Origin of the sequence: Sodalis sp. RH21, from assembly GCF_047324175.1 — a bacterium.
Lineage (GTDB): Bacteria > Pseudomonadota > Gammaproteobacteria > Enterobacterales > Enterobacteriaceae > Acerihabitans.
In genome coordinates this window covers 905483-931487 of sequence record NZ_CP178732.1, presented here as the reverse complement: position 1 = coordinate 931487, position 26005 = coordinate 905483, and the positions used below count along the sequence as shown (strand labels likewise).

The following is a 26005-nucleotide window of genomic DNA, read 5'->3' as shown; positions in this document are numbered from 1 at the left end:
GCCCTGCGCGGCAACGTTTACCCTGGAGGAAATAATGATTAATACCCGGAAAATTATTAACAGCAGTATTCAGTATGATATCAATAATAAAGAAAATGAGAATAATCGCAGTACCCATTTATCTCAAAATCCGATCGCGGCAATAAATAATTTACCAGATGCAAAAATCATTTGCGGCCTTAAACCAGGCAACTCACAAGAGAATGCCCTCACAACGCCTATGGCCAGGCGAGTAAAACCGCATTTACGCTTTAGCCCCGACCAACGTAATTTTTATTTACAGGAATGCCTTAAGCCGCATAATTCAGTCCTCAAAGTGGCCCAGCAATACGGTATTTCAAAGCGTACGCTGTTTTCCTGGCAGCGCAAGTTTTCCAATCACGTCAACGGCAATGCCCCCTCGCCCGTGCCAGGCGCCCCTCCCCCCCCGGCGATACGGCGCCCGCTAACCGGCAATAATCACGCGCTTAAAGCCAATTCCGCGGGCAATGGCGCTGAACGCCCGTTTGCGCCCTGCGCCACTTGCCATACTTTTATGCAATACGGTATTTCCTTATCCGAAACCCTGCGGTTAATAAACTGCGTTCGGGAGCCGGGCACCGGTGATTCAATGAATACCGGGGGCGATAATCTCTCCCTGCAACGCTATTTTTCAATGCTGACATTAATCTTCGCGTTAAAAAAAGAGAGCGACATTATTCGTCCACCGCTTGCCGACATGCCCACCGGCCCGATCATCCCGGCGGCATTGGATCTTTCCATTAAGCGTTAGCGCCGGAATTAAGCCATTAATACCGGCTGGCTAAGGCGCCAGACCCAGACGCAGGGCGAACTCCCGAGCCGGCATCGGTTTGCCGAATAAAAAGCCCTGGGCTTCCAGGCACCCTTTTTTCTTTAAACGCTCGCATTGCTCCAGGGTTTCGACGCCTTCGGCGATCACTTGCATTTTGAAGCTGCTGCCCAGATACAAAATGGCCCTTACGATTGCCGCATCCGGGGGGGAATCCACCATGGCGCGGACAAAGGTTTGGTCGACCTTCAGCCGGGTGACCGGGTAGTGTTTGAGCATGCTGAGCGAAGCATAACCGGTGCCGTAGTCGTCAAAAGCGATGCCGACGCCGTCGGCGCGCAGTTCCCGCAGGGGCCGCAGCATATTCTCGTCCTGGCGCAGGATGATATTTTCCGTAATTTCCAGCTCCAGGGCCTGCGGGCTGAGCCCGGTTTCCGCCAGAACCGAGCGGACCTGCTGGGCAAGCGTACCGGTGCGGAACTGGGCGCTAAACAGATTTACGCCGATACGGAAATCCTTGATGCCCTGGGCGCGCCAGGCGGCCGCCTGGCGACAGGCGGTCAATACCACCCATTCGCCGACGCGCTCGGCCCAGGGGCCGGACTCCAGCGCCGGCAGGAACGCCGCCGGCCCCAGCAGGCCCTTGACTGGGTGGCGCCAGCGCAGCAAGGCCTCGGCCCCGACAATGACATTATCGGCCAACCTGACCTGGGGCTGATAAAACAGCTCGAACTCCTCTTCGCCGTAGGCCCGTCCCAGCTCCCCCTGATAGGAGCGTTTGGCTAACGAAAGCTCGCGCAGTTCACGGGTAAAGAAGCGGCGGCAATGGCGTCCTTCGGCTTTGGCCTGGTATAACGCCAGATCCGCATTGGTGAGCAGTTCCTGGTTGGTCAGGCCGTGAATGGGATATAACACGATGCCCACGCTGGCGCCGATATTCACCGGCTGGCCTTCAATAGTGACGATCTTTGAAATGTCGTCGATGATCCGATCGGCGATTTCCGCCGCCCGCTGCGCATCGGACAGGCCGGGCAGCAACAGGGCGAATTCATCGCCGCCCATGCGCGCCACCACATCGCCGGAGCGTACGCAGTTTTGCAGTTTAAAACCGACGTCCACCAGCACCGCATCGCCGCCGGCGTGCCCCAGGTTGTCGTTGACATCCTTGAAGCCATCGAGATCCACCAGCATCACGATAGCGGCGTCCTCATCCCGCAGCGTTTGCTCCAGGCTGGATGCCAGCAGGGTGCGATTGGCCAGACCGGTGAGATGGTCCATATGCGCCAGTTGGAACAACCGCTCCTCGTTGCGCCGCCGTTCGGTAATATCCCGCAGTATGGCTCCGAAGCTGATATGGTCGTGGTCTACCCACATGGAGGCGGAAAGCTCCACCGGTATCCAGTTGCCGTCCGCCGCGCGCACTTTTAATTCCAGCGTCCCGCCGTGCTGGAGCGCTTCGCGATCGCTGGCCAGCCGGCGCAGACGGGCAATCAGTCCGTCCGGTACCAGCCGGTTGATCGGTTGTCCGATAATCTCATCGCTTTCATAGCCCAGTAATTTTCGCGCCGCCGAATTCCAAAAGGTAATGGTGCCGATGTCATCGGCGCAAATAATGGCGTCGGGGGACGTTTGGGCGATATTTTCAAAGCGGAACTGGCTGGCCGCGCGCGCGCGTTCAAGGCGCCGCATTTCAAGACGATCCATGACCAGCGCCGCCAGATCGTACATATTCTGCTTATCGCCGGCGGAAAGGGGCGGACGCGCCACGCGATCGATAATGCACAAGGTGCCCAGCGCATGCCCTTCCAGGGTACGCAGCGGGATGCCGGCGTAAAAACGGATAAACGGCTCGCCGGTCACCAGCGGATTGTCCTTGAACAAGGGGTCCTTATGGGTATCCGGAATCACTAAAATATCGCTGCGTTGTATGGCGTGGGCGCAAAAAGAGATATCCCGCGGGGTTTCGCAGGTGGAAATCCCCATGCTGGCGGCGAACAGCTGCCGTTCGGCCTCGATCAGGGAAATCAGCACGATGGGTACATTAAAGATATTGGCGGTGAGATGAATTAAACGGTTAAAACCCATTTCGGTCAATGTTGAATGAATGCCATATTCGGCCAACACGGCCAAGCGCTTCTCTTCATCCATACCCAACGGCAAATGAATCATATGTGCCTCTTAAAAGTACCGCTACGCTAATGACCAAAGGTGTAAAAGATGGTGCCGATGTACAGATATATTACCCTGGGACAGGCGCTTTTAGTCTGCAACGCCCATCGCTGTACTAAGCTGTTAATGCCTTATCGGCAGTTTACCCTATGTTGCCCGTTTTTTTTTGGCGCATTACAGTGCAAGTATAGCCAGCGCGGAAAAAACCAGACGAAGATTCGTCGGGTCAATCGTATCCGGGCGGGCGGCCCGCCGGCGCCAATAAAAAATAACGGCGGGCTAGGCAAGCAAGAATAGGTCATGGTAGTTTTAATTTGATAGCTAACGATTAATAACGCCTGATATTGGCCAACATCCGCAGCGGGGCGATGGGAGGGCACCGATGAAAAAAGATCCTTACGCGCCCAGGGAATGGCTGCCCCATGAGAAGCCGGCGATCCCGGGTTCACCCTCCACCCCGATTCATCCGCTGCCCAAGCGCGTGGCGTATGGCGTGGTCGGGGTGCTGGTATCGATCACCGGCGGGCTGGGCAATGCGCTGGTCACCGCCAACCTGACCAACCTGCAAGGTACGTTCGGCGCGTATTCCAACGAAATTGCCTGGCTGCCCGCCGTGTATATCATGACCAATGTGTCGATTAATTTGCTGCTGGTTAAATTCCGCCAGCAATACGGCCTGCGGGTATTCACCGAAGGGTTCCTGGTGCTCTATGTGCTGGTGGCCTTTTTTCATCTGTTCGTCAACGATCTGAACTCCGCGTTAATGGTGCGCGCCGCGCACGGCATGGTCGGCGCGGCCCTGAGCTCGCTGTCGATTTATTATCAGATCCAGGCCTTTCCGGCCAAGCACCGGCTCAAGGCGTTGACCATCGGCATCGGGGCCTCGCAGGTAGCGATTCCGCTGGCGCGCTTATTTTCCTCGGAACTGCTGGCGCTTAACGAGTGGCGGGGGCTGTATATATTCGAGCTGGGATTGGCCCTGCTGTCGCTGGCCGGCGTACTGCTGCTGAAACTTCCCCCCAGCGATCGCATCAAGGTATTCGAGAAAAAAGATTTCCTGACCTTTATTTTGCTGGCGCCGGGCATGGCGCTGGTGTGCGCGGTCCTCTCGCTGGGCCGGCTCGACTGGTGGTTATCCGCCCCCTGGATCGGCGTGTCGCTGGCCGTTGCCCTGGTGCTGATCGTCAGCGCCTTTATGCTGGAACGGCGGCGCGGCAATCCCCTGCTCAATACCCGCTGGCTTAGCAGCGGCAGCATCGTGCGGCTGGGGCTGATCATGTTATTGATCCGCATCGTGCTGGCCGAGCAAAATACCGGCGCCATCGGTTATCTGCAACAACTCGGCCTGCTTAACGATCAGATGTATGGGTTATCGCTGGCCATTATGTTGGGCATAATCGCCGGCATCGCCACCAGCGCGCTCACCATTAATCCGAAAAAGCTCAGCCAGCCGATTATTATCTCTTTGGTGCTCATGACGTTCGCCTCGTTAATGGATGCGCAGTCCAATAGCCTGACGCGGCCGGATAATTTATATTTCAGCCAATTCCTGCTCGGTTTCAGCAGCGCCTTTTTTCTGGCGCCGGCGATGCTGGCGGGCATCGGCAGCGTGGTGGCCGATCCCCGCAACCTGGTCAGTTTTTCGGTGCTGTTCGGCATGAGCCAAAACCTCGGCGGCCTGATGGGCTCCGCCCTGCTCGGCACGTTCCAGGTGGTGCGCGAAAAATTCCATTCCAGCCAAATCGCCGAGCAACTGACCTTGCAAAACCCCCTGGTGGCCGAGCGGGTCAGCAGCTATAGCGCCGGATACGCCGGGGTGCTCAACGACCCCGATTTGCTGGGCGCGCAGGGGCTGGCCCAGCTACAGGCCGTTGCCACCCGCGAAGCCAATACCCTGGCGTATAATGATGTCTATATGCTGACCGCGTCCATCGCGTTGGCGACCCTGGCCTGGATCTTATGGCGCCTGTTCCGGCTGCGCATGCAGGCCAGGCGCCGGCAAAAACAGTCCCTGGCCGCCGGGGATAATTAAACACTGGGATCGGTTAATACCAATAACGGAGCAACAATGAGTCAGCAGTCCGCCGGACCGGCCACGGAGCCGGAAAAGGAAAAAAGCAGCTATACCCGTATCCTGACCACCCTGGTGGCGGTGGCCATCGCCATCGTCGGCGTATTGGTTATTTTGTATGCCTGGCAGCTGCCGCCGTTCACCCGCCAAGTGCAGACCACCGATAACGCCTATGTACGCGGCCAGGTTACCGTGATCAGTCCGCAGCTCAGCGGCTATATTACCGGGGTTTATGTGCAGGATTTTGCCTGGGTGCACAAAGGCGACGTATTAATGACCATTGATAAGCGCATCTATAAACAGCGCGTCCATCAGGCCATGGCGCAGCTGGATATGAAAAAGGCGGCCCTGGCCAATAATATCCAGCAGCGGCGCAGCACCGAAGCGGCGATTGTCCGCAATCAGGCGGCGGTGACCAACGCCCAGGCCCAGGCGGAAAAGGCCCGGCTGGATTTACGCCGCGTTGAGGACCTGGTATCGGACGGGTCGCTGTCCATCCGGGAACGGGACGCCTCGCGCGCCAGCTACAGCCAGGCGAAAGCCGATATTGCCCAGGCGGCGGCGGCGCTGGAAATGTCCCGCCAGGATTTGCAAACGGTCATCGTGAACCGGGCCTCGCTGGAGGCGGATGTCGCCAGTTCCCAGGCGGCGCTGGAACTGGCGCAGATCGATTTGTCCAACACCAGCATCGTAGCTCCGCGCGACGGACAGCTGGGGCAGATTTCGGTCAGGCAGGGAGCCTATGTGAATGCCGGCACCCATCTCACCGCGCTGGTGCCGGACGCCATGTGGGTGATCGCCAATTTAAAAGAGACGCAAATGGCCCAGATCCAACTGGGGCAACCGGTCACGATCCGGGTGGATGCCCTGGATCGCGCCGAGCTTAACGGTACGGTGGAAAATATTTCCCCGGCCGCCGGCTCCGAGTTCAGCGCCATCTCCGCCGATAACGCCACCGGCAATTTTGTTAAAATCGCCCAGCGTATCCCGGTACGTATCAAAATCCATGACGACGGCCAGTACTTCCGACGGCTGCGCCCGGGGATGTCGGTGGAAGTCGGCATCAATACCGCCGGCGGCGAACGCCGCCAGGGAGCGGCGCAGTGAAGCGATCCCTGGCGGCATTATCCCTTACCCTGGCCCTGGCCGGTTGCCATACCCCCCATGAGCCGCTGGCCCGGGCGCATTTGCCCATCCCGCCGGCGTGGCGCAGCGGCGTGGGGCCGTCGGCGCCGGTGGAAGCCGACTGGTGGCGGGCGTTCAACGATCCGGTGCTGACCGCGCTGGTGGCGGAGGCGCTGCGCAATAATACCGATATTCTGACCGCCCGTTCCCGGGTGGAGGAGTACCGCGCCCGGCTCAACGCCGCGCAGGGGGACCAACTGCCCTCGCTGAGCGCCGGAGTCGACGGCAGCCGCGCCCGCGCGCTCTCATCGGCCACCGGGCTGCCGGTCCACAGCACGGTATACCAGGGCACCCTGCAGGCCAATTATAATGTGGACCTCTGGGGGCAGCGCAGCGATGCCGCCGCCGCCGCACGCGCCACCTACCAAGCGCAGCAGGCCGCCGCGGCCGCGGCCATGCTGACGGTCGCCTCATCGGTGGCGTCCGGTTACCTGACGCTGAAAGGGCTGGACCAGCGGCTGGCGCTCACCCGCGCCACGCTGGAATCGCGGCAACATTCGCTGGATCTGGCCCGGCGGCAGTTCGAAACCGGCTACTCTTCGCGGCTGGAATACGTCCAGGCCCAGGCGGAATATCAAACCGCCCGCGCCCAGATCCCGGCGCTTCAACACCAAATCACCGAACAGGAAAATGCGCTGAGCATTCTGCTCGGCGCCAACCCCGGCGGCATCCAACGCGGTACCGGGGCCATGGCGACCCGGGCGTTGCCGCTGCCCGGCCTGCTGCCTTCCGAACTGCTGCGCCGGCGTCCCGATATCGTCCAGGCCGAACGCCAGCTGATCGCCGCCGACGCCACGCTGGCGGCAGCCCGCGCCGGCTTGCTGCCGTCCATTAACCTGACCGCGGCGGGCACATTGCAAGATGACGCGCTGGAAAAATTGATCGATAACCCTTTCCGGCTGTGGAGCATCGGCGGCAGCGTACTGGCGCCCATCCTCAACCGCCAGGCGCTGAATGCCCAGGTGGATATCAGCACCTCCACCCGCAACCAGGCGCTATATAACTATGAAAAAACGGTGCGTTCGGCGTTCAGCGAGGTGAACGACAGCCTGGACGCCATTTTGCGGCTGCAAGAACAGTTAAAGGAAACCGAACAACAAGAGGAGGTGGTGCGTGAAGCGCTGCGTATCGCCCATAACCGTTATGCCAACGGTTATGCCTCCTATCTGGAAGAGCTGGATGCCCAGCGCACGCTATTCACTACGCAGGTCGGCGTTATACAGCTGAGGAACAACGTCCTGCTGGCGCAAATCGATCTTTACCGTTCCCTGGGCGGCGGCTGGCGGGTGGATGGCCCCCCGTTAACGCCGGCGCGGTAACGAGTGAAAAATGCCGGCTGCCGACGCCTATGTCAGAGGCCGGCGGCGGCCAGCTCCGGCTTGGTTTCAACCAGCGCCGGTTCGTCCACGCATTCGGGTGTTTTATCGCAATATAAATCCAGCAGCTTAAGGGTCACGCCGTTGGTCCAGCCAAAGCCGTCTTGCAGCGGGTATTCACCGCCCCCGCCGCCGCCGAGGCCGCTGCCTTCCACCGCGTATTTTTCCACCAGCTTATGCTGGTTGTTGAACAACCGCTGCACGTTGCCCAAAAAACGGGTGGCGATTTCTTCCGCCAGGCCGTCGATGCCATAATTGCGCAGGCCTTCCACCGCCACCCACTGTAGCGGCGCCCAGCCGTTGGGGGCGTCCCACTGCTGGCCGGTCACATTGGTGGTAGTGATCATGCCGCCCTGCTTAAGCAAATGTTCGCTTACCGCCTGCGCGGTGCGATTGGCGCGATCCTGCGGGGCCACCTTCAGGTACAGTGGAAATACCGTGGCGCCGGTGAGCTGGTCGCGCAGTTTTTTCTGCTGCCAGTCATAATCGCCGTAATAACCCGCTTCGTCGTTCCACATATGCAAATTGATGGCCTGCTTGCGGCGTTCGGCGCGCTGGCTGTAGTAGCTGGCGGCGTCGTGATTATTGGTCAGCCGGCTGGTGTTGGACAGCGTCAATTCCATATGATAGAGCAAGGCGTTGAGATCCACCGGCAAAATACCGGTGGTGCGGATGGAAGAAAGCTCCAGCGGATTATCGAACCAGCGTGAACTAAAATCCCACCCGGAGGCGGCGCCGGCCCGCAGGTCGCGGTATACGTCCGCCGCCGGCCGGTCTTTGGCTTCGCTGGCGGTCACGATATCGTCCATATAGGATTCGGTGCGCGGCGTATCCAAATCGTCCCAATAGCGATTAAGCAGCGCGCCGTCGTCCAGGCGCACCGTACGCAGCGCGGCGCTGCCTTCGCTCAAACCGTCGCTGCCTTCCATCCAGTATTGATACTCTTTTCTGAGCTGGGGCAGATATTTGAGATAAATGCCTTCGCCCTCGCGGTCCGCCAGCAAGTCGATCATCAGCGTAAAAAACGGCGGCTGCGAACGGCTCAGATAATAGCTGCGGTTACCATTGGGAATGCAGCCATAGGTGTTGATTTCATGGGCGAAATTATCAATCATACCCACCACCAGATCCCATTTGTCACTTTCCGCCAGGCCCAGCATGGTGAAATAGCTGTCCCAATAATATACCTCGCGGAAGCGGCCGCCGGGCACCACGTAATCCTGCGGTATCGGCAGCAGCGAATCAAATGGCCGCACCGTGGACGTGTTGCGGGTCAACACCGGCCACAGGGTATTGATATGCTCGCGCAGGCTTTGTCCGTTGGGCGGCACATATTTGACGCGGTCGGTAGGAAAAATAAAGTTTTTTTCCACAAAGTGGTGCAGCTTGAAATTTTTCCGCCGCTTTTTCAGCTGATAATCGGCGACGATGGCGGACGGGGTGCGTCTGGGCACCGCATCGGCAAAGGTTTTTTGATCGGGGTACAGTTTCGCCGTTTGCACATCGATATACAGCTGGCCCAGCAGGAGATCCGGTCCCAGGGGAATATCATTGCCTTTTTTATCTTTCGCCCGCGGGAAAGGCATCCCCACGGCGGCTTTCAGCGCCATCCCCAATGTTAATAATTGTTTCCAGGTCCACCTGAAAGAGCGTGTAATCATAGGTATGTTCTCCTTTTTTATACGCTATCCGGCTAATCTGGCCAGGGTCGGCCGCAATAAAAACCATAGCAGACTTATAACTATAGCTACTCATCACATAATCAGCAGCCAAACGGGCACTTTAACCGGATAAATTAGCCTGTTAGGCTATTGTGGGGCCAGATTCGGAATTATCGTAACATTTCTTTTCGGGATGGTTTTGGCTCTTATTCCCCGGCATTTTTTAGGGATATTTTGCGCCGGCGGCGCACTGTCTCCCGCACGTCCTGCCGGGCTTGACCTGACGCGCGGATTAGGTCAGCGCCAAGACAGGCTTATTGGATTACATATTAATTACATCACGTAGGGATGCTTATCAATAATAACAATATTCATACAAACAAAGATCGCCCAGAAATCCTAAGCCGGCGGCGCAGTACGTGAATTACAATTAATGTGAAGTCGAGCAAGTAATAACCCTTGTCGCGTCCGAACCCAGGTGAAAATATAAATTATTCTCCTCTGATGAAGGTAATTTATTATGGCCAACAGAATGATCCTTAATGAGACGTCTTACTTCGGTAAGGGCGCCATAACCCATATAATTGATGAAATTAAGGCGCGAGGCTATAAAAAAGCCCTGGTGGTGACCGACCGCGATCTCATTCGGTTTGAAGTGGCGACCAAGGTCACGGATTTGCTTAAAAACGCCGGCCTGGCCTTCCAGATTTTTGACCAGGTCGTGCCCAACCCCACCATCGCCATCGTCAATAAAGGGGTAGCCACGTTTAAAGCCTCCGGAGCGGACTACCTGATTGCCATCGGCGGCGGCTCGCCGCAGGATACCAGCAAGGCTATCGGTATCATCATCAATAATCCGGAATTTGCCGATGTCCGCAGCCTGGAAGGCGTGGCCGCCACCAAGCACCCCTGCGTGCCGATCCTGGCCGTCCCCACCACCGCCGGCACCGCCGCCGAGGTCACCATCAATTATGTGATTACCGATGAGGAAAACCGCCGCAAGTTCGTTTGCGTCGACCCCCACGACATTCCGCTGGTGGCGATAATCGATCCGGATATGATGGCCAGCATGCCCGCCGGTCTGAAGGCCGCCACCGGCATCGATGCGCTGACCCACGCCATCGAGGGTTATACCACCCTGGGCGCCTGGGAACTGACCGATATGTTCCATATCAAGGCGATTGAAATTATCGCCCGCTCCCTGCGCTCCTCGGTGAAGGGCGAGGCCCGGGGGGTGGAAGATATGGCGCTGGGGCAATATGTGGCCGGCATGGGGTTTTCCAACGTCGGGCTGGGGCTGGTGCACGGCATGGCGCATCCGCTGGGCGCCTTTTACGATACGCCGCACGGCGTGGCGAACGCCGTCCTGCTGCCGACCATCATGGAGTATAACGCCGCCCATACCGGGGAAAAATTTCGCCATATCGCGGTGGCCATGGGGGTCAAGGACGCCGCGACGATGGATATTTCCGCGGCGCGCGCCGCCGCCGTCAATGCGGTTAAACAGCTTTGCCGCGATGTGGGCATTCCGGCCTCGCTGCGCGAGGTGGGCATGAAACAAGAAGATATCGCGCCCTTGGCCAAGGCGGCCCTTGCCGACGTATGCACCGGCGGCAACCCGCGCCAGACCAACCTGGCGGAAATCGAGGAATTATACCGATCGATTTTTTAAGCGCGCCGGACCCGTCCAATATTAAGCCGGCCCCGCCTGGAATGTAAAAGGATGCGCCGGGGCGCATCCTTTTGAATGGGTGACTCATGCCTTGCTTGGCAAGACGGCTATTGGCGGCGATAAACCTGGCTGCGCTCGAATTCCATATCGCTTACCCGCTGCCATACTTCGGCGGGGATATAAACCGGCATATTTTCGCATCCCATGGCGCTGAACAGCGCATCGGCATCGGAACCGGTAAACATATCGCTGGCCGGCTCTTCCGGGGGCGTGATGAACAGACGCTTCAGACGATCGACAATCATCGCGTTACTCCTGGCTGGCAATCAGGGGGTTTCTTGTCATGGCCCGTTAAACCGGGTTACGTACAACCATACCGTCCGATTGTGACGGTTGTACTGTTATAAACGCAAAACACCGCTGCTGGAAAGCATTTTTTTGGCTAGCCATGCGCCCATAACGCATAACCCGCATCTACCGCCGCCGGCCCCGCGCTGGCGGGTTTGGATTGCCCGGATACCGCCTTCGTTGTAGCATTGGCGGCGATTTCTTTTTCGAGCCAGATTAAGCCTTGATTATGCCCAAGCCAAAAAAAGCCCATCCCGTCACCGCCCGCTCGACCCGCGGTGTTACCGTTTTTGATGTGGCCAAGCTTGCCGGCGTGGCGCCCATAACCGTATCCCGGGTGATGAACCAGCCCGATCAGGTAAAGGAATCCACGCGGCTCAAAGTGCTGCGGGTCATCGAAGAGACCGGTTATGTGCGCAATCAAATCGCCGGTTCGCTGGCCTCCAATCGCACCCGCCTGGTTGCCGTTATCGTGCCGATGCTCGCCAACCCGGTGTTTTCCGACACCTTCCAGGCTATCGCGTCGCGGCTGGCGCAGGCAGATTATCAGGTGCTGCTGGGCATTTCCGGCTACGAGGCCGCCCAGGAACAGGAACTGCTGGAAGTGATCCTCAGCCGCCGCCCCGACGGCATTATCCTCACCGGTACCCTCCATACCGAGATCAGCCGCCGCCGGCTGCGGGCCACGGGCATTCCGGTGGTGGAAACCTGGGATATGACCGACGACCCCATAGATATGCTGGTGGGGTTTTCACATGAAACCATCGGCGAGCGGGCAGCACGGCATTTACTGGCGCAGGGGTACCGGGAATTTGCCCTGATTGAAGTGGACGACCCGCGCGGCATGCGGCGCAGCGATAGTTTTATCCGGCATCTGGCGCAGCGGGGCATTGCCCCCGTAGATCGTCAAACGTTCACCGGCCTGCCCACCCTGGAACAGGGGCGCCGCGGCCTGGGCAAATTATTGCCGCGGCTGGCGCCCTTGGCCGCCGGCGCCAGCCGCCAGCCGTTAATGATTTTCTGTACCTCCGATACCCTGGCCCATGGGGTACTAACCGAAGCCGCCAGCCGCGGGATCACGATTCCCGACCAGGCGGGAGTGATTGGCTTCGGCGATATGAATTTTGCCGCCCATACCTTTCCGGCCCTGTCCACGGTCAGGATCGACGGCGGCCATATCGGCCGGCAGGCGGCCATCGCGCTGCTGGAACGGCTAAAAGACCCGGCGGGCGCCGCGCCGGTGGCGATGGATGTGGGGTTTACCCTGGTCGATCGCGCCAGCACCCGCGCGCTGCCGCCGGAGGAATAAGCCGCCGACGGGGCGCGGGCAGCGGTTTATCAGGCCAGCAAGCCTTCAATATAGGACCCGATCTTCCGGTCCTGGCAATGGGCGAAGAAATACTCTTTGAATTTGGGGCCGCTGACGGCGCCTTTGAGTAAATCCTGATCGAGATCCGCGAGTATGGACAGCAAATCGCGGTAGGTTACCGCTTTAACCGCGTCCAGGATCTTTTTATTGCGCTGCTCGGGTACGACGCGATCTTTGGGATAACCCTGGCCGCCGGCGGTTTCAAACAGTTTTTCAAAGATATACTGTAGGTTAAGCTCGGCGCCCCAGCCAAAACCTTTGGCAAACGGCAGGGAGATGGCATTGCCGTCGTTAATCTGCGCAAACATGTAGCCGTCTGCTGGATCGATGGCCAGCCCGCAAATAACCCCCGGGAACGAGTTGCAGGCCAGCATGGCGCCCGCGCCGGTGCCGCAGCCGGTAACCACATAATCCGCCGCGCCGGAATTGAGCAATACCGCGGCCAGGATACCGTTTTGCACATAGGTCAACGACGCTTTATCGTCGGCGGAGTACATGCCGTAGTTAAATACCTGATGGCCCAGCGGTTCTACGACTTTGCCGAGCGTGGCGGCGATAAGCTCATTTTTGGCGGCCTGGCTATTTTCATTGATCAAAGCGATTTTCATGGTGTCTTAACCCGTTGTTATTGAAAGTGGTATCACATCACGTAACGACGAGGTTGCCCGTCGTAAAAAAATGAAATGATGTTTCGTTTTTCATTATGGCATGTTGCCGCGGCTAAATCACTTACTGACCTCACATTCTGGGCGAGATCTGGGGGGAAGCCGGCCGCCGGAAACCTGAGCAGGTGGTTAATTGTAAAATTGATATTATGGTATTTATAATCAATTAATTAATATTTGATTAATAATGGAGTTCGATTGGTATTCCCGACTAAATATAATAATAATTAATCGTGCCTGGCGATATGGATAAAATCATAGTTATACCGCCCCTATTGTATCAAATGACATATATCAATGAATTATCCGGGGCTTGCCAAGCTCTGCGCCTTTGTTTATAAGTCATGGTTAATCAGGACGTTTTATTACAAGGAAAAGTTATGTTTCAGTATATAGCTTGCGGGCTATCGAATGTCTGGCTTGCCAATGGATATATACAGGAAGGTACCGGTGATTTAAAATTATCCCAGATTAATGATTTGCCCGCGCTGCATCGGCTGATCGGCACCCTATTAATCAACCGCCGCGGTTGCCTGGTCTCGGCGGAAATGCGTTTTCTGCGCCAGGAAATGAATTTATCGCGGCGCTCGCTCGGGGATAAGCTGGGGGTGGAACCGGCGTTTATCAACCAGTGGGAACGGCATAACGCCCGGTTGCCCCGCATTGCCGATGTGCTGTTAAGGGTGCTGTATGCCGGCATCCGTCTCAAGGACTGTGAAACCGAACTTTCGATCCATCTCCTGTCGGATGAGGAAAACGAGCCGTGCGCCGAACGGATGATATTTCGCTGGGACGCTACGGGCTGGCAAAGGGACGGCGCCCACAGGCCAGGCTGACCGCCGCCACGCCATGGGTGACGGCGGCGGCAATAGCGCCAGGTCAGGGCAATATCTTGCGCTGCCGCAGCGTCAGCAGCGCCCGCCGTACGGCGCCCTCATTATCCGCCGGTTCGGTAAACCCGGCGCGGCGGATTTTCCCCATATCCGACACCATGTCGAATTCGCAATTAAAAACAAAATCGCCAAAAGCCCAGCCCACCAGGCGGTCGTAGGGCAAGGTTTGCAGCCGGTGTTGGTCCGCCAGCGCGTCCCACTCCGCCGCCAGGGCGGGCATAATCATGGAGAGGATCATCGGCTGCGGCACATCCACGGCCATGGCGAACTCGTCGGCCACCACCCGCCAGATACGCTCCCAGCGGAAGGGTTCGCCCACCAGGTTAAACGCCTCATTGCGCGCCCCATCCGCCAGCGCCGCCCAGATACTGGCCCGCGCCAGCCAGTGCGCATCGGTAACCTGGGCCAATACCTGATTCCAGGTTACCCAGGAGCCGGGAAAACGCAGGGGCAGCCCGCGCGCCTTGCTAAGGGCGGCAAACACCCCCATGACCATCACGATATTCATCGGATTGCCCACCGTGGCGCCGACCACGACATCCGGCCGCAAAATCGACCAGCTAAAATTATCGCGCTCCGCCCGCTCTGTCAGTAAGTCCTGCTGGGTGTAATAAAAATTAGGCCCCAGAAAGCGCGGCGCGTCCTCATAAAACGGCGCCCGGGCTTTATCGAGATGAACGCCGTAAACTTTGGCCCCCTGGTACAGCACCACCCGCTGTAGCGGGGCGTCCGCAGCCTCCAGGCCGTCCAGCAAATTACGCAGCATCAGGGTATTGATTTGCTCTTCCTCGGCCAGGGAATCCGCCTGGGCCAATGCGGTATAAAACACATGGGTGATGCCGCCGGCGCCGGCCAGGGCGTCGGCGGTAGATTGCGCATCGGCAAGATCCAAATCCAGGGACTCCACGCCGGCGACCGGGGTGCGGCGTATCGCACGCACGTCCCAATCCGGGTCGGCGGCCAGGGTTTCCACCAGCGCGCTGCCGATAATACCGCTGCTTCCCACCACTAATGCGTTGTATTTTTTAACCATTACCTGCTCCCGTTGGTGATGTCACTCTCAATACCTTAGTGCCAATATTCGCGGTCAACCAGTTTGTTTTGATACCCGACGGGCTTTTCGGAGCAAACCGAAGCCGGCTGGCACGGCAATAAAAACGTCATATTCCTTCTCTATACTCCAGCCTTGATTAAGTCCCAAAGAGGATAACAATATGTCCGCCCGCCTGTCCTTCGCGCAGCGGCGAATCCCCGGCCAATGGTCATTGCCGGAGTATTCGTTCTGCGCCCTATTTTCCCGCCGTTTGACGGGAGCCCGTTATGCCGGTTAACCGCGAGCCGGCCACGGCCATCAACATCAGCGGCCTGGGCCATCAATTCAACGGCCAGCGGGTGCTGAATGATATCGAGTTGCGCATTCCCGCCGGCACTACCCTGGCCCTGCTCGGCCCTTCCGGCTGCGGCAAAAGCACCTTGCTGAAATTGCTGGCCGGTCTACTGCACCCCTCCCAAGGCGAAATCCATTTCGGCGCACGGCTGATGGCCGGCGGACGGACCTGCGTTCCTCCCGAGCAACGGGATATCGGCATGGTATTTCAGGACTATGCCCTGTGGCCGCATATGAGCGTGGCGCAAAATGTGGATTTCCCGCTGCATATGCGCGGGGTCGGCCAGGCCGAACGGCGAATCCGGGTCAAGGCCGCCCTGGCGCGCGTCGGGTTGTCCGACTTCGCGGGACGTAAACCGTCCGAATTATCCGGCGGCCAGCAGCAGCGGGTCGCGCTGGCCCGCGCCATCGTCGCCGAACCCCGGGTACTGCTGTTCGATGAACCGCTATCCAATCTCGACCGCGATCTACGCGAATCGCTGTGCCGGGACATGGCCCTACTGCTCGGCCAACTGGGCACCACCGCCGTCTATGTCACGCACGATCGCGCGGAAGCTCACCTGCTGGCCCGTCATATTGCGTTTATGTCCCAAGGACATATCGTCGATCTCACCACCGTTTAACCAATCCCGGGGAACCCTTATGCAGCAGATGAAATCCGGCCTGATTAGCCGCCTCAAGACAGGAGCCTTAACCATCATGATCCTTACCGCCGCCCTGATAACCACCGAGGCCCGGGCGCTGACCCTGTACACCGCCGGACCCGGCTCGCTGGCCAAAAAACTGGCGGCCGGCTATCAACGGCAATCCGGGGTAAAAACCGAAATTTTCCAGGCCACCACCGGCAAGGTAATGGCGCGCCTGGACGCCGAGCAGGCCAACCCGCGCGCCGATATTTTGATTTCCGCCTCCTGGGATACCGCCGAAGAGCTGCGGCAAAGGGATTGGTTACTGGCCTACCGCAGCCCGAACGCCGCCCTGGTGCCGGCGCAGTTTAAAACCGATTACTACGTGGCGCAGGGCATCTCGGCCCTGGGCATCGTCTGGAACAGCGCCAGCGGCACGCCGGAACCCCGCGACTGGCAGGACCTGGCCCAGCCGGCGTTTAAGGATAAAGTGACCACGCCCGACCCGGCGCTGTCGGGAGCCTCCCTCGATCTGCTGATGGGGCTGCAAAATGCCGGCGGCGAAAAAGCCTGGACGCTGTTCGAGCAGCTAAAAAACAACGGCATGATTATCGCCGGGCCGAATGCCCAGGCGCTGACCCCCGTCTTGCAGGGGGCCAAAGCCGCGGTGTTCGGGGCGGTGGATTATGTCTCCTACGGCAGCATGCAGGATGGCGAATCGATTAAAGTGATCTTCCCGGCCAGCGGCACGGTGATAGCGCCCAGGCCGATGATGATCCTCAAAACCAGCCGGCAGCCGGACCAGGCCAAGGCCTTTATCGATTACGTACTTTCCCCTGAAGGGCAAAATCTGGTGGCGGAAGCCTGGCTAATGCCGGCCCGCAGCGATATCGGCGCCAAACGGCCGCTGTTCAGCGACCTGGCGCTGTTGCCGGAATCCGCAACCCAGCCCGCCACCCGGGAATCAGTGCTTAAACGCTTCGCCGCCCTGTTCGGCCAGCGCTAAAGCGCGGCCGGCCGCGGGCGGATTGCGTACCGGCCCGCGGCCAAGGACCCGCCCGCATCTGTCGTTCAACCTTGAGAACCGCGTTATGCGAAACATCATGCTGCCCCTGTTTACCCTGGCGACGCTGGTAATATTGGTGGCGCTGCCGCTGCTGTTTGTGCTGTTGCAGGCCATTTTCCCGCAGTTGGCCGCCGGCTCGCTGGCCGAGCCGTTTGGCGCCCTTCCCGCCCTGCTGCGCGATCCGCTGGTGCCGTCGCTGCTCGGCGGCACGCTGCAAACCGGGCTTGGCGTGGCGTTGGCCAGCGCCCTGATCGGCGTCCCCTTGGGCGCGCTGCGCGGATTGTTCGCCCTGCCGCTGGCGCGCTGTTGGGATTTGCTGATCCTGCTGCCGTTCCTGACGCCGCCCTATATTGCCGGCTTATCGTGGATGCTGGCGCTGCAACAGCGGGGTTATCTGGAACAACTGGCCGGATGGCGATTGGACGCATTGCTGTTTAGCCGCACCGGCATGATCCTGGTGATGACCCTGAATATTTTCCCGGTGGTCTATTTCGCGGTATCGCGCAGCATGGCCGCCAGCGGCCATCGGCTGGCCGACGTGGCCCGGGTACACGGCGCCGGCCCATGGCGGGCATTTTTCCGCGTCACCTTGCCTTTGGCCATGCCGGCCATCGCCGCCGGCCTGCTGCTGGCATTCACGCTGGCGATTGAAGAATACGGCGTACCGGCGGCGCTGGGTATGCGCGCCGGGGCGCCCGTCTTGACCGTCGGCATTGAGCAACGGCTGGCGGACTGGCCCATTGATTTGCCCTCGGCGTCATTGCTGTCGCTGCTGCTGGTGGCGATTGCCCTGACGGCGTACGCCATTCAGCGCGTGCTGACCGGCGGCCGGGACGTGGCCACCACCAGCGGCAAGCCGGCCGCCATTCCCAGCCGCCCGCTCGGCGGCTGGCGCTGGCCGGTACTGCTGCTATTTGGCCTGGCCGTAGGCCTGGCGGTAGCGATCCCCGTGGCGGCCATGCTGGCCACCGCCTTCTCCTCAACCATTTCCGCGGGGTTAACCCCGGCCAATCTGGGCCTGCGGCATTTTAGCAATATCTTTGCCCAGCACGGCGAAGCGGCTGATGCGCTGGCCACCAGTCTCGGGCTGGCGGCGGGCGCCGCCTTGCTGACAGGCGCGGTGGGATTTTTAGCCGCCTGGCTGGTCGCCGGCCAAAAACGCCGCGCGGCGTCCGTTATCGATATGTTGTCATTGCTGCCCGCCGCGCTGCCGGGCGTGGTGGTGGGGGTCGGCCTGATATTGGCCTGGAACCGTCCGTTCTGGCCGGTGACGCCCTATGATAGCCAGGCCATTTTGCTGCTGGCCTATAGCTGCCTGTTGCTGCCTTATCCGGTGCGCTATACCGGCGCCGCGCTGCGCCAGCTCGGCGCCAATCTGGAACCGGCCGCACGGGTGCACGGCGCCAGCGCCGGGCGGGCGTTACGCTACATAGTATTGCCGCTGGTTTATCCCGCGCTGCTGGCTTCGATGCTGATGGTATTCGCGGTGGCCTCCAGGGAACTGGTGACATCGCTGCTGCTTTCCCCGGCCGGCGTGCAGACGGTATCGGTATTTGTCTGGCGGCAATTCGAGCAGGGTTCGGTGGGGGACGGCATGGCGATGGCCAGTATCGCCATGCTGCTTAGCCTGGCGGTGATGGGGGCGGCGCTGGCATTATTGCAACGCCAGCAGCGCTGAACCGCCCGCGGTAACGATTACGCGTTGCTGTCGCCCAGGCCGAAACGCTCCGACAACTCGCGCCGCAGATTGTCGGACTGGCGGCCGAAAATGGCCTGCACTTCCTGCCCGATAACCACCACGCCGAGCGCGCCTAAATGCTGGATCTCGCCGGTATTGACCTTGCTCAAATCCTTCACTTTTACCCGCAGGCGGGTGATACAGGCGTCCACATCAACAATGTTTTCCTGCTCGCCCAGCGCGGTAATTAATGAGGCAATATCCGGGTCGCGTGGCGCTATGGTATGAGGGTGGGTTAATTTTTCACTGAAAAACCGCATAAATTCTTTAATATTGACCATTCATGCATCCTTAGAGATAACTCGGGTTTGTCACACACAACCGATTAGGCATTGGGAACATCCTACCGCGATGGCCGGTTGCCGGGAAGAATGAATTACGCCGCATACTGCCTATTCTGCCCGGGTACTGGAGAAATGTGATCCAAACACTTTTTGCCGCCGGCGTTTTTACGCCTATACTTTTCTTGACAATTACGGGGAAGATTACGCATTTCTCTTCTTATCTTTATCGGCTTTCGAGGTAACGGAGATGGATAACGACCAACTACCCGACGACTTTCGCAGTAGGGATTATCCGGTAAAAGAAAATATGCGCTTTCAGCTTTTTGCCTGGAAAATGCAAAAAGTAGGTTTTCTGCTGCTATTTTTGTTTATCTTCGCTGCCTGTCTTGGCCTATTTTCACAAGGTATACTCAGTAACGCCTCAACCACATCCCCCGGCGGCAACATGGTGTTGGAATATGATCGCTTTGCCCGTAATACTACCGACACTAATTTTATTATCCGTGTGCGGGTCGGCAAAGAAAACACGCTCGATGTGCGGTTAAGCGGCGACATTTTGGATAATTATGATATTGAGTATCTTCAGCCGTTGCCCGATGAGTCATTTATCAGCAACAAAGCGTTAAACATAAAACAGTCCATTACCCAAAAGGACAGCTGGTATAGTATCTACCTCACATTGAAACCCAATAAAATGGGTTATTTCACCAATGTCATTACGCTCTCCGATAATGAAAAAATCATCTTTAGCCAATTGGTTTATCCCTAGGAGAATATGATGGAGATGGTATTACGAGCGGCATTTATTTATCTGATTCTAATCGTGGTATTTCGTATTTCGGGCCGCCGAACCTTGCTGGAAATGAACAGCTTTGATTTTATTTTATTACTGATCATCAGCGAAGCCTGTCAACAGGCCATCCTCGGCGAAGATTTTTCGGTAACCGGCGCCACGATTTCCATCGTTACCCTGATCGGCCTGGATTTACTGCTCTCGTTCCTGAAAGATAAATTCCATATCGTCTGGCTGGCGGCGGACGGCCCGCCGCTGCTGCTGGTGGATGAGGGCAAAATATTGGAGCTACGCCTGAAAAAAGTCAAAATTTCCCATGACGATCTGCTGAGCAGCGCACGCAAATCAGACGGCATATTGGATTTGGACCAAATACGTTATGCCATTTTGGAGCAAAACGGCAAGATAACCATCATCCCCAAAAAAGAGGATGACAGCTAATCGCCAGCACCGGCGACAATCCCCTGCCGCCGGCGCTATCGGCAACCTCGGCCATTACTTTGCATTTATAATGTTATCTTTTGCTAATATATTCATTAAAATAAAAACCTGCCCTGTAATTAATTTTCCCGCCCAGCGGTAACCCACATGATGGCGATGATGTATTGACAGGAAGTTAATAACTGTTGTTATATAACCTTGTGCAATCAGCCAATTTCAATATCTAATATTAACGGCATTTAATTAGCTTAGTATAAAAACAATATTATATTATCAAAACAGTCATCACTATAATTGCAGAGGGTATTTATTATGGATATAAAAATGGTTTTAAAATCAACATTAAGAAATTGTAAACTTCAGCCGGTAAAATGGTTTTTGATCTCTCTGGCGAAATGCCTGCTCTGGCTAACATGGGTCGCGGTATGTATTTACGCTATTATGATTATTGATAATGCCGCGTGCCGGCTGATACCCCAATTACTCCTGGGCGCGGCGTTCGCCCATGGCGTGGAATTACAACACCATGCGCTGCATCATACGGGGTATCCGGTCGGCACGCGCCAATCGCATGGCCGGTTTCCTGCTGGGCCTGACGATGCTGATATCCTACAGCGCGTATCGGGACAGCTATTTATTTCATCATCAGGCCCTCGGCGGACCCGACGGCGAAGAGTTTTTCAGGAACAATAATCAATTCTCCTGCCGGCGATGGCTGCGGATTAAACATCTCTTCATGTCCAATTATTTTTACGCCCAATGTAAATGTATCGTCCACGCAGTTGCCGGCCGGTTATGCCCGGGCGTCCTGCCGCCAGCGCCAATACCCCCCGGCAATCATAGATAAAACCGTTACCGCAACTCGTAATAATATTTCCATTCATCACGACCGTTACTTCATAAATATATACGTTAAAATATTAATGAGTTTTTATAATTTTTACCCAGTTCATTAATATATAAAGCAAGCTATATTTATCAAAAATAAACACATCTTTTCATCCATGAAAAAAACATGTTAAGCTACAACGCAGTCGACCCATCCCCTTATTTTAAAGAGTAGTAATCGTGATTAGCTTTTTTGCATAATTTTAAAAAATGAAACAGCCATTTTTAATCGGATGATTACCGAGTTATATTTAATCATCATGTCATAAACAATTAGCTTGCTGATAAAGATAAATGCTGAAGATAAATATTAAACAAATTGAGCCATTGGACAATTGGCAAACGCAGTTATCCGAAGCCATATCCGACCCGGATGAACTGTTAGCTTTGCTGTGCCTGAGCGATAATCCCCAGTTTAAAGGCGACAACGCGGCGCGGCGCCTGTTTCCCCTGCGCGTTCCCCGGGCGTTTGCCAAACGCATGCAGGCCGGCAATGAAAACGACCCGCTGCTGCGTCAGGTAATGACCTCCCAAGAAGAATTTATCATTACCCCCGGCTTTAGCAGCGATCCCCTCGGGGAGCACGCCCCCATTATGCCGGGGCTATTGCATAAATATCGGAACCGGGCGCTGTTATTGATTAAAGGCGGCTGCGCGGTGAATTGTCGCTACTGTTTCCGCCGCTATTTTCCCTACCATAAAAACCACGGCAACAAGCTTAATTGGCGCAATGCCATGGCTTATATTCGCTCGCAGCCAAAAATTGACGAGATCATATTTTCCGGTGGCGATCCCCTGATGGCGAACGATCGCGAAATGGCCTGGCTGATAGAAAAATTAGAGGCCATTCCCCATATTAAAAGGGTGCGCATCCACACCCGCTTGCCGGTGGTGATCCCCGCCCGCATCACCGACGAATTATGCCATATCCTATCGTCATCGTTATTGCAGGTGGTAATGGTAACGCACGTAAATCATGCCAATGAAATCGACGCCGAGCTTGGCATCGCCATGGGCAAACTGCGCGCCGCCCGGGTAACGCTGCTCAACCAAAGCGTGCTGCTACGCGGGGTCAACGACAATGCCGACACCCTGGCCGCCCTGAGCAACAGGTTGTTTGATATAGGTATCCTCCCCTATTATTTGTTTGTTTTGGATAAGGTAAGCGGCGCGGCGCATTTTATGGTGGGCGATAATGAAGCGGTGCGCCTCATCCAAGAACTGCTTACCAAGGTGTCTGGCTATCTGGTGCCGCGCCTGACGCGTGAAATCGGCGGCAAGCCCAGTAAAACGCCGCTGGATTTAGGACTGGACCTATCACAGGGATAATTTCTTATTTTTGTCAACTCAGGGAGATAAATAAAAAAACTCGCTATCGCTCGGTGACAGATTATTTTATGCTAACGATAATCCCATGCCAACTCCCTGATAATTCTGCAAGTGATGCATTGTTTTATGAAATTTATTATTCGCTATGGCTCACGATTTGTTTTATTCATAACGGTAGTCTAGACTTATTTTATCAGCTGGCTAATCATAAGCTGTTAATCTATCTTTCTAAAAACTTCAACTCGTGATGGTGAAAGCAATGAACATTAAAACCCTGGAAGATTTATTTATCCACGCCCTGTCCGATGTGTATAGCGCCGAAAAACAAATCACCCGCGCACTGCCGAAAATGGCCCGTGCGGCCACGGACCCTCAGCTTATTGATTCATTTAAACTTCATCTCGAAGAAACTCATGGGCAGATAGAAAGAATTGATAAATTAGTCGAAGCCACGCCAAATGTAAAAATTAAACGCGTGAAGTGTCTGGCAATGGAAGGCCTGGTGGAAGAAGGCCAGGAAATTATCGACGAAGTGGAAAAAGGGCCGGTACGTGACGCAGGTCTCATCGCGGCGGCGCAAAAAGTCGAACATTATGAAATTGCCACCTATGGCACCTTGGCTACGCTCGCCGGCTTGTTAGGTTATAGCGAAGCGAAAACGCTGCTGGCCGAAACGTTGCAGGAAGAAAAAAACACCGATGTTAAATTGTCTAAATTAGCTAATGTAAAAGTGAATGCCAGCGCAGGCAGTAAATAAGCATACTTTATAAAATATAATTTTATAAAATAGAAAACCCGGAGTAAACGCCGGGTTTTCTATTTTTTTTATTTGGCGCTAATTAATCACGAACGAATAAGCGCTAAATGGATAATATTTTGAGTAACCACTAAACGGGTGCTGAATAAAAATTTCATATTCATGTTCCCGTTTAGCTATCAGCACCCTGTCCTATAGATATTATTTTTTCGCTACGGTGTGCGGCGTTTTAGAACGTACCAGGAATTGCTGGGTGGTCTCGGGCAAATGTTCCAGCAGCCAGGCGGCCATGGCCTTTTCCTGTTCCAGGATTTGCTGAAAAACACGTTTCCCTTCTATATCGCCCACCGCTTCCGCCGCGGCGATAAGAGCGGTATAGGACGCGATTTCGAAATTTTCAAAGGTATAACCGCTGATGCCGCCCTTCACCACTTCATCGCTGGCGAAAATACCGCCCATGGCCTGCCCCAGCGCGGCAGCTTTCCCCGCGATATCCTTGATGGTGGAACTGGACGAATCATAACGTTTGATTACGCTTTCCACCAGACGCTGCTGTTCGATGGTTTCATCGATATGCTGCTTGATCCGGGCTTCCAGGACCGGGTAATGTTCGAGACGTCCGGCCATCCCTTTAAGCATGGTTTCCGCCTGTTTTTCCATGGCATGGGCATCGCGCAACCAGTCGAGATAATTGTCATGTAAATCGGCCATAATTAACCTCTTGGTGACTTAAGAAACTTCAGAAATAATATCAATAATTATTGTTGCTGTTACTTGATATAGTTTAGCCTTACTTATCAAACACGCCAGTTTTGCTGGTTAAAAAAAGCGCAGCCAGGCGCGCCGCCGCCGCCCACATCATAATTACGCCCTGGCCAATACCCGGCGCAACATAAAAGCGCCGCCGGCGTCCAAGTCCGGCAGGGATGCACAATAATGGCGAGCCGCTGCGCCCGTCTTATGCCCCCCTTTAATTCATTCCCAACGCGTTTAGCCTGGTTTTTGAACGCAATGCCCCGCCATAACGCACGGGCGCCCGCGGTTGGTGCGCTTAAGCGGGCGCCGGGGATGCACGTCGGGGCGCATATGGCCCGCAGACTCTGCGCCGCTAAACCTGAACGAGCGTCCCGCTTGATACCCCCCTAACTGGCACGGCGTTTGCTTTGATGATGCAAGTGTAATGGCCATGTTATTTCTCATTTAATTCAGGAGTGAAATGTATGCAACGACGTAAACTAATAAAAGCGTTCGCCCTCTCCGCCTCGGTTGTCGCGATGGGAATCAGTTGGGGAGCGCTGGCCGCCGATACCATTAAAGTCGGTGTCATGCATTCATTGTCGGGAACCATGGCTATCTCGGAAACGCCGCTAAAAGATGTGGCCCTGATGACCATCGATGAAATCAATGCCCAAGGGGGCGTGCTGGGCAAAAAGCTGGAGCCGGTGGTGGTCGATCCGGCGTCCAACTGGCCGCTGTTCGCGGAAAAAGCCCGCCAGTTGTTAACCCAGGACAAAGTCGCGGTGGTGTTCGGCTGCTGGACGTCGGTATCGCGTAAATCGGTGCTGCCGGTATTTGAAGAACTGAACGGCCTGCTGTTTTATCCGGTGCAATATGAAGGCGAGGAAATGTCGCCCAATGTATTCTACACCGGCGCGGCGCCCAACCAGCAGGCCATCCCGGCGGTGGAATACCTGATGAGCGAAGACGGAGGCAGCGCCAAGCGCTTTTTCCTGCTGGGCACCGATTATGTTTATCCGCGCACCACCAACAAGATTTTGCGCGCGTTCCTGCATTCTAAAGGCGTGGCCGATAAAGATATCGAAGAGGTCTACACCCCCTTTGGTTATAGCGACTACCAGACCATTGTCGCCAATATCAAGAAATTCTCCGCCGGGGGCAAAACCGCGGTGATCTCCACCATTAACGGCGACTCCAACGTACCTTTCTATAAAGAGCTGGCCAACCAGGGCATCAAGGCGACCGATGTCCCGGTAATCGCCTTCTCGGTAGGCGAGGAGGAACTGCGCGGCATCGATACCAAACCGCTGGTGGGCAATCTGGCGGCCTGGAACTATTTCCAGTCGGTGGATAATCCCACCAACCAGAAATTCGTCGCGCAGTGGAAAGCCTACGCCAAGTCCCATAACCTGCCCAACGCGGCCACCGTCGTGACCAATGACCCGATGGAAGCCACCTACGTCGGCATCCATATGTGGGCGCAGGCGGTGGAGAAAGCCAAGTCCACCGACGTGGATAAAGTACGCGCGGCCATGGCGGGACAAACCTTCGCCGCGCCGTCCGGCTTCACCCTGACGATGGATCAAACCAATCACCACCTGCACAAGCCGGTGATGATTGGGGAAATCGAGGATAACGGCCAGTTCAACGTGGTGTGGCAGACCGATAAACCGGTGCGCGCGCAGCCCTGGAGCCCGTTTATCCCGGGTAACGATAAAAAACCGGATCATCCGGTAAAAAGCACGCAATAACCCGGCTC

Annotated in this window: 23 protein-coding genes and 1 pseudogene; 17 read left to right on the top strand and 7 right to left on the bottom strand. The window is 56.4% G+C overall.

The annotated features are described in order from the left end of the window. Positions 1-34 precede the first annotated feature (34 nt). Positions 35-376 (top strand): annotated as a pseudogene (locus ACL2XP_RS04285) (transposase); the annotation flags it as partial. A 234-nt stretch (positions 377-610) separates the two neighbouring features. Continuing rightward, positions 611-772 (top strand): hypothetical protein, encoded by a 162-nt coding sequence (locus tag ACL2XP_RS04280; protein ID WP_413739313.1) that lies wholly within the window; start codon positions 611-613, stop codon positions 770-772. A 30-nt stretch (positions 773-802) separates the two neighbouring features. Here ACL2XP_RS04280 and ACL2XP_RS04275 read toward each other — a convergent pair whose 3' ends face one another. Continuing rightward, the gene (locus ACL2XP_RS04275; protein WP_413737323.1) at positions 803-2959 is read right to left on the bottom strand and encodes an EAL domain-containing protein; all 2157 of its coding nucleotides are present in this window, start codon (positions 2957-2959) and stop codon (positions 803-805) included. A gap of 382 nt (positions 2960-3341) precedes the next feature. On the opposite strand from ACL2XP_RS04275, the gene ACL2XP_RS04270 reads away from it, so the two are divergent. From ACL2XP_RS04270 to ACL2XP_RS04260, 3 genes are read left to right on the top strand one after another with little or no spacing between them, the layout of a single operon-like run. After that, complete coding sequence (locus tag ACL2XP_RS04270; protein ID WP_413737322.1) at positions 3342-4991, top strand: MFS transporter; 1650 nt, start codon at positions 3342-3344, stop codon at positions 4989-4991. A 36-nt stretch (positions 4992-5027) separates the two neighbouring features. Then, a complete protein-coding gene (locus ACL2XP_RS04265) occupies positions 5028-6137 on the top strand; it encodes an HlyD family secretion protein (RefSeq protein WP_413737321.1) in 1110 nt (369 codons plus the stop codon). After that, the gene (locus ACL2XP_RS04260; RefSeq protein WP_413737320.1) at positions 6134-7534 is read left to right on the top strand and encodes an efflux transporter outer membrane subunit; all 1401 of its coding nucleotides are present in this window, start codon (positions 6134-6136) and stop codon (positions 7532-7534) included. Before ACL2XP_RS04265 ends, ACL2XP_RS04260 begins: the two co-directional genes overlap by 4 nt. A gap of 32 nt (positions 7535-7566) precedes the next feature. Here the strand turns inward: ACL2XP_RS04260 and treA are convergent, their stop codons facing one another. Continuing rightward, on the bottom strand, positions 7567-9252 hold the full coding sequence (gene treA / locus ACL2XP_RS04255) for an alpha,alpha-trehalase TreA (protein ID WP_413737319.1): 1686 nt from the start codon (positions 9250-9252) through the stop codon (positions 7567-7569). A gap of 520 nt (positions 9253-9772) precedes the next feature. Between treA and fucO the strand changes: the two genes are divergently transcribed. Continuing rightward, positions 9773-10924: a lactaldehyde reductase gene (fucO, locus tag ACL2XP_RS04250; protein ID WP_413737318.1), complete on the top strand. Its 1152-nt coding sequence runs from the start codon at positions 9773-9775 to the stop codon at positions 10922-10924. Between the two features lie 107 nt (positions 10925-11031). On the opposite strand, the gene ACL2XP_RS04245 is transcribed toward fucO, so the two are convergent. Continuing rightward, complete coding sequence (locus tag ACL2XP_RS04245) at positions 11032-11229, bottom strand: hypothetical protein (RefSeq protein WP_413737317.1); 198 nt, start codon at positions 11227-11229, stop codon at positions 11032-11034. A gap of 272 nt (positions 11230-11501) precedes the next feature. On the opposite strand from ACL2XP_RS04245, the gene ACL2XP_RS04240 reads away from it, so the two are divergent. Then, entirely contained in the window at positions 11502-12581 is a 1080-nt protein-coding gene (locus ACL2XP_RS04240) for a LacI family DNA-binding transcriptional regulator (RefSeq protein ID WP_413737316.1), read from the top strand. Positions 12582-12610: 29 nt separating this feature from the next. On the opposite strand, the gene ACL2XP_RS04235 is transcribed toward ACL2XP_RS04240, so the two are convergent. Further along, positions 12611-13249, bottom strand: a complete 639-nt coding sequence (locus tag ACL2XP_RS04235) for an RpiB/LacA/LacB family sugar-phosphate isomerase (RefSeq protein ID WP_413737315.1) — start codon at positions 13247-13249, stop codon at positions 12611-12613. A 437-nt stretch (positions 13250-13686) separates the two neighbouring features. Here ACL2XP_RS04235 and ACL2XP_RS04230 point away from each other — a divergent pair, with 437 nt between their 5' ends. Next, positions 13687-14142 carry a hypothetical protein gene (locus ACL2XP_RS04230; protein ID WP_413737314.1) on the top strand — a complete coding sequence of 152 codons (456 nt, stop codon included), beginning with the start codon at positions 13687-13689 and terminating at the stop codon, positions 14140-14142. Positions 14143-14185: 43 nt separating this feature from the next. On the opposite strand, the gene ACL2XP_RS04225 is transcribed toward ACL2XP_RS04230, so the two are convergent. Next, positions 14186-15232 carry an SDR family oxidoreductase gene (locus tag ACL2XP_RS04225; RefSeq protein WP_413737313.1) on the bottom strand — a complete coding sequence of 349 codons (1047 nt, stop codon included), beginning with the start codon at positions 15230-15232 and terminating at the stop codon, positions 14186-14188. A 287-nt stretch (positions 15233-15519) separates the two neighbouring features. On the opposite strand from ACL2XP_RS04225, the gene ACL2XP_RS04220 reads away from it, so the two are divergent. The 3 genes from ACL2XP_RS04220 to ACL2XP_RS04210 all read left to right on the top strand — a co-directional run bounded on the left by ACL2XP_RS04220 (position 15520) and on the right by ACL2XP_RS04210 (position 18956). Continuing rightward, the gene (locus ACL2XP_RS04220; RefSeq protein WP_413737312.1) at positions 15520-16209 is read left to right on the top strand and encodes an ABC transporter ATP-binding protein; all 690 of its coding nucleotides are present in this window, start codon (positions 15520-15522) and stop codon (positions 16207-16209) included. Positions 16210-16285: 76 nt separating this feature from the next. Continuing rightward, positions 16286-17218: an ABC transporter substrate-binding protein gene (locus ACL2XP_RS04215; protein ID WP_413739081.1), complete on the top strand. Its 933-nt coding sequence runs from the start codon at positions 16286-16288 to the stop codon at positions 17216-17218. 85 nt (positions 17219-17303) lie between these two features. Beyond that, the gene (locus ACL2XP_RS04210) at positions 17304-18956 is read left to right on the top strand and encodes an ABC transporter permease (RefSeq protein WP_413737311.1); all 1653 of its coding nucleotides are present in this window, start codon (positions 17304-17306) and stop codon (positions 18954-18956) included. A 17-nt stretch (positions 18957-18973) separates the two neighbouring features. On the opposite strand, the gene ACL2XP_RS04205 is transcribed toward ACL2XP_RS04210, so the two are convergent. After that, the gene (locus ACL2XP_RS04205) at positions 18974-19297 is read right to left on the bottom strand and encodes a PTS transporter subunit EIIB (protein WP_413737310.1); all 324 of its coding nucleotides are present in this window, start codon (positions 19295-19297) and stop codon (positions 18974-18976) included. Positions 19298-19547: 250 nt separating this feature from the next. Between ACL2XP_RS04205 and ACL2XP_RS04200 the strand changes: the two genes are divergently transcribed. The 5 genes from ACL2XP_RS04200 (at position 19548) to ACL2XP_RS04180 (ending at position 23508) form a co-directional block, all read left to right on the top strand. After that, the gene (locus ACL2XP_RS04200) at positions 19548-20069 is read left to right on the top strand and encodes a hypothetical protein (RefSeq protein WP_413737309.1); all 522 of its coding nucleotides are present in this window, start codon (positions 19548-19550) and stop codon (positions 20067-20069) included. Positions 20070-20078: 9 nt separating this feature from the next. Next, complete coding sequence (locus ACL2XP_RS04195; protein ID WP_413739080.1) at positions 20079-20534, top strand: DUF421 domain-containing protein; 456 nt, start codon at positions 20079-20081, stop codon at positions 20532-20534. Between the two features lie 312 nt (positions 20535-20846). Next, positions 20847-21227 carry a hypothetical protein gene (locus ACL2XP_RS04190; protein ID WP_413737308.1) on the top strand — a complete coding sequence of 127 codons (381 nt, stop codon included), beginning with the start codon at positions 20847-20849 and terminating at the stop codon, positions 21225-21227. Between the two features lie 489 nt (positions 21228-21716). Next, positions 21717-22751, top strand: a complete 1035-nt coding sequence (epmB, locus tag ACL2XP_RS04185; RefSeq protein ID WP_413737307.1) for an EF-P beta-lysylation protein EpmB — start codon at positions 21717-21719, stop codon at positions 22749-22751. 259 nt (positions 22752-23010) lie between these two features. Continuing rightward, positions 23011-23508 (top strand): ferritin-like domain-containing protein, encoded by a 498-nt coding sequence (locus ACL2XP_RS04180; protein ID WP_413737306.1) that lies wholly within the window; start codon positions 23011-23013, stop codon positions 23506-23508. A gap of 201 nt (positions 23509-23709) precedes the next feature. Here ACL2XP_RS04180 and ACL2XP_RS04175 read toward each other — a convergent pair whose 3' ends face one another. Next, a complete protein-coding gene (locus ACL2XP_RS04175) occupies positions 23710-24219 on the bottom strand; it encodes a ferritin-like domain-containing protein (protein ID WP_413737305.1) in 510 nt (169 codons plus the stop codon). 509 nt (positions 24220-24728) lie between these two features. Between ACL2XP_RS04175 and urtA the strand changes: the two genes are divergently transcribed. Beyond that, on the top strand, positions 24729-25997 hold the full coding sequence (gene urtA, locus ACL2XP_RS04170; protein ID WP_413737304.1) for an urea ABC transporter substrate-binding protein: 1269 nt from the start codon (positions 24729-24731) through the stop codon (positions 25995-25997). Positions 25998-26005 lie beyond the last annotated feature (8 nt).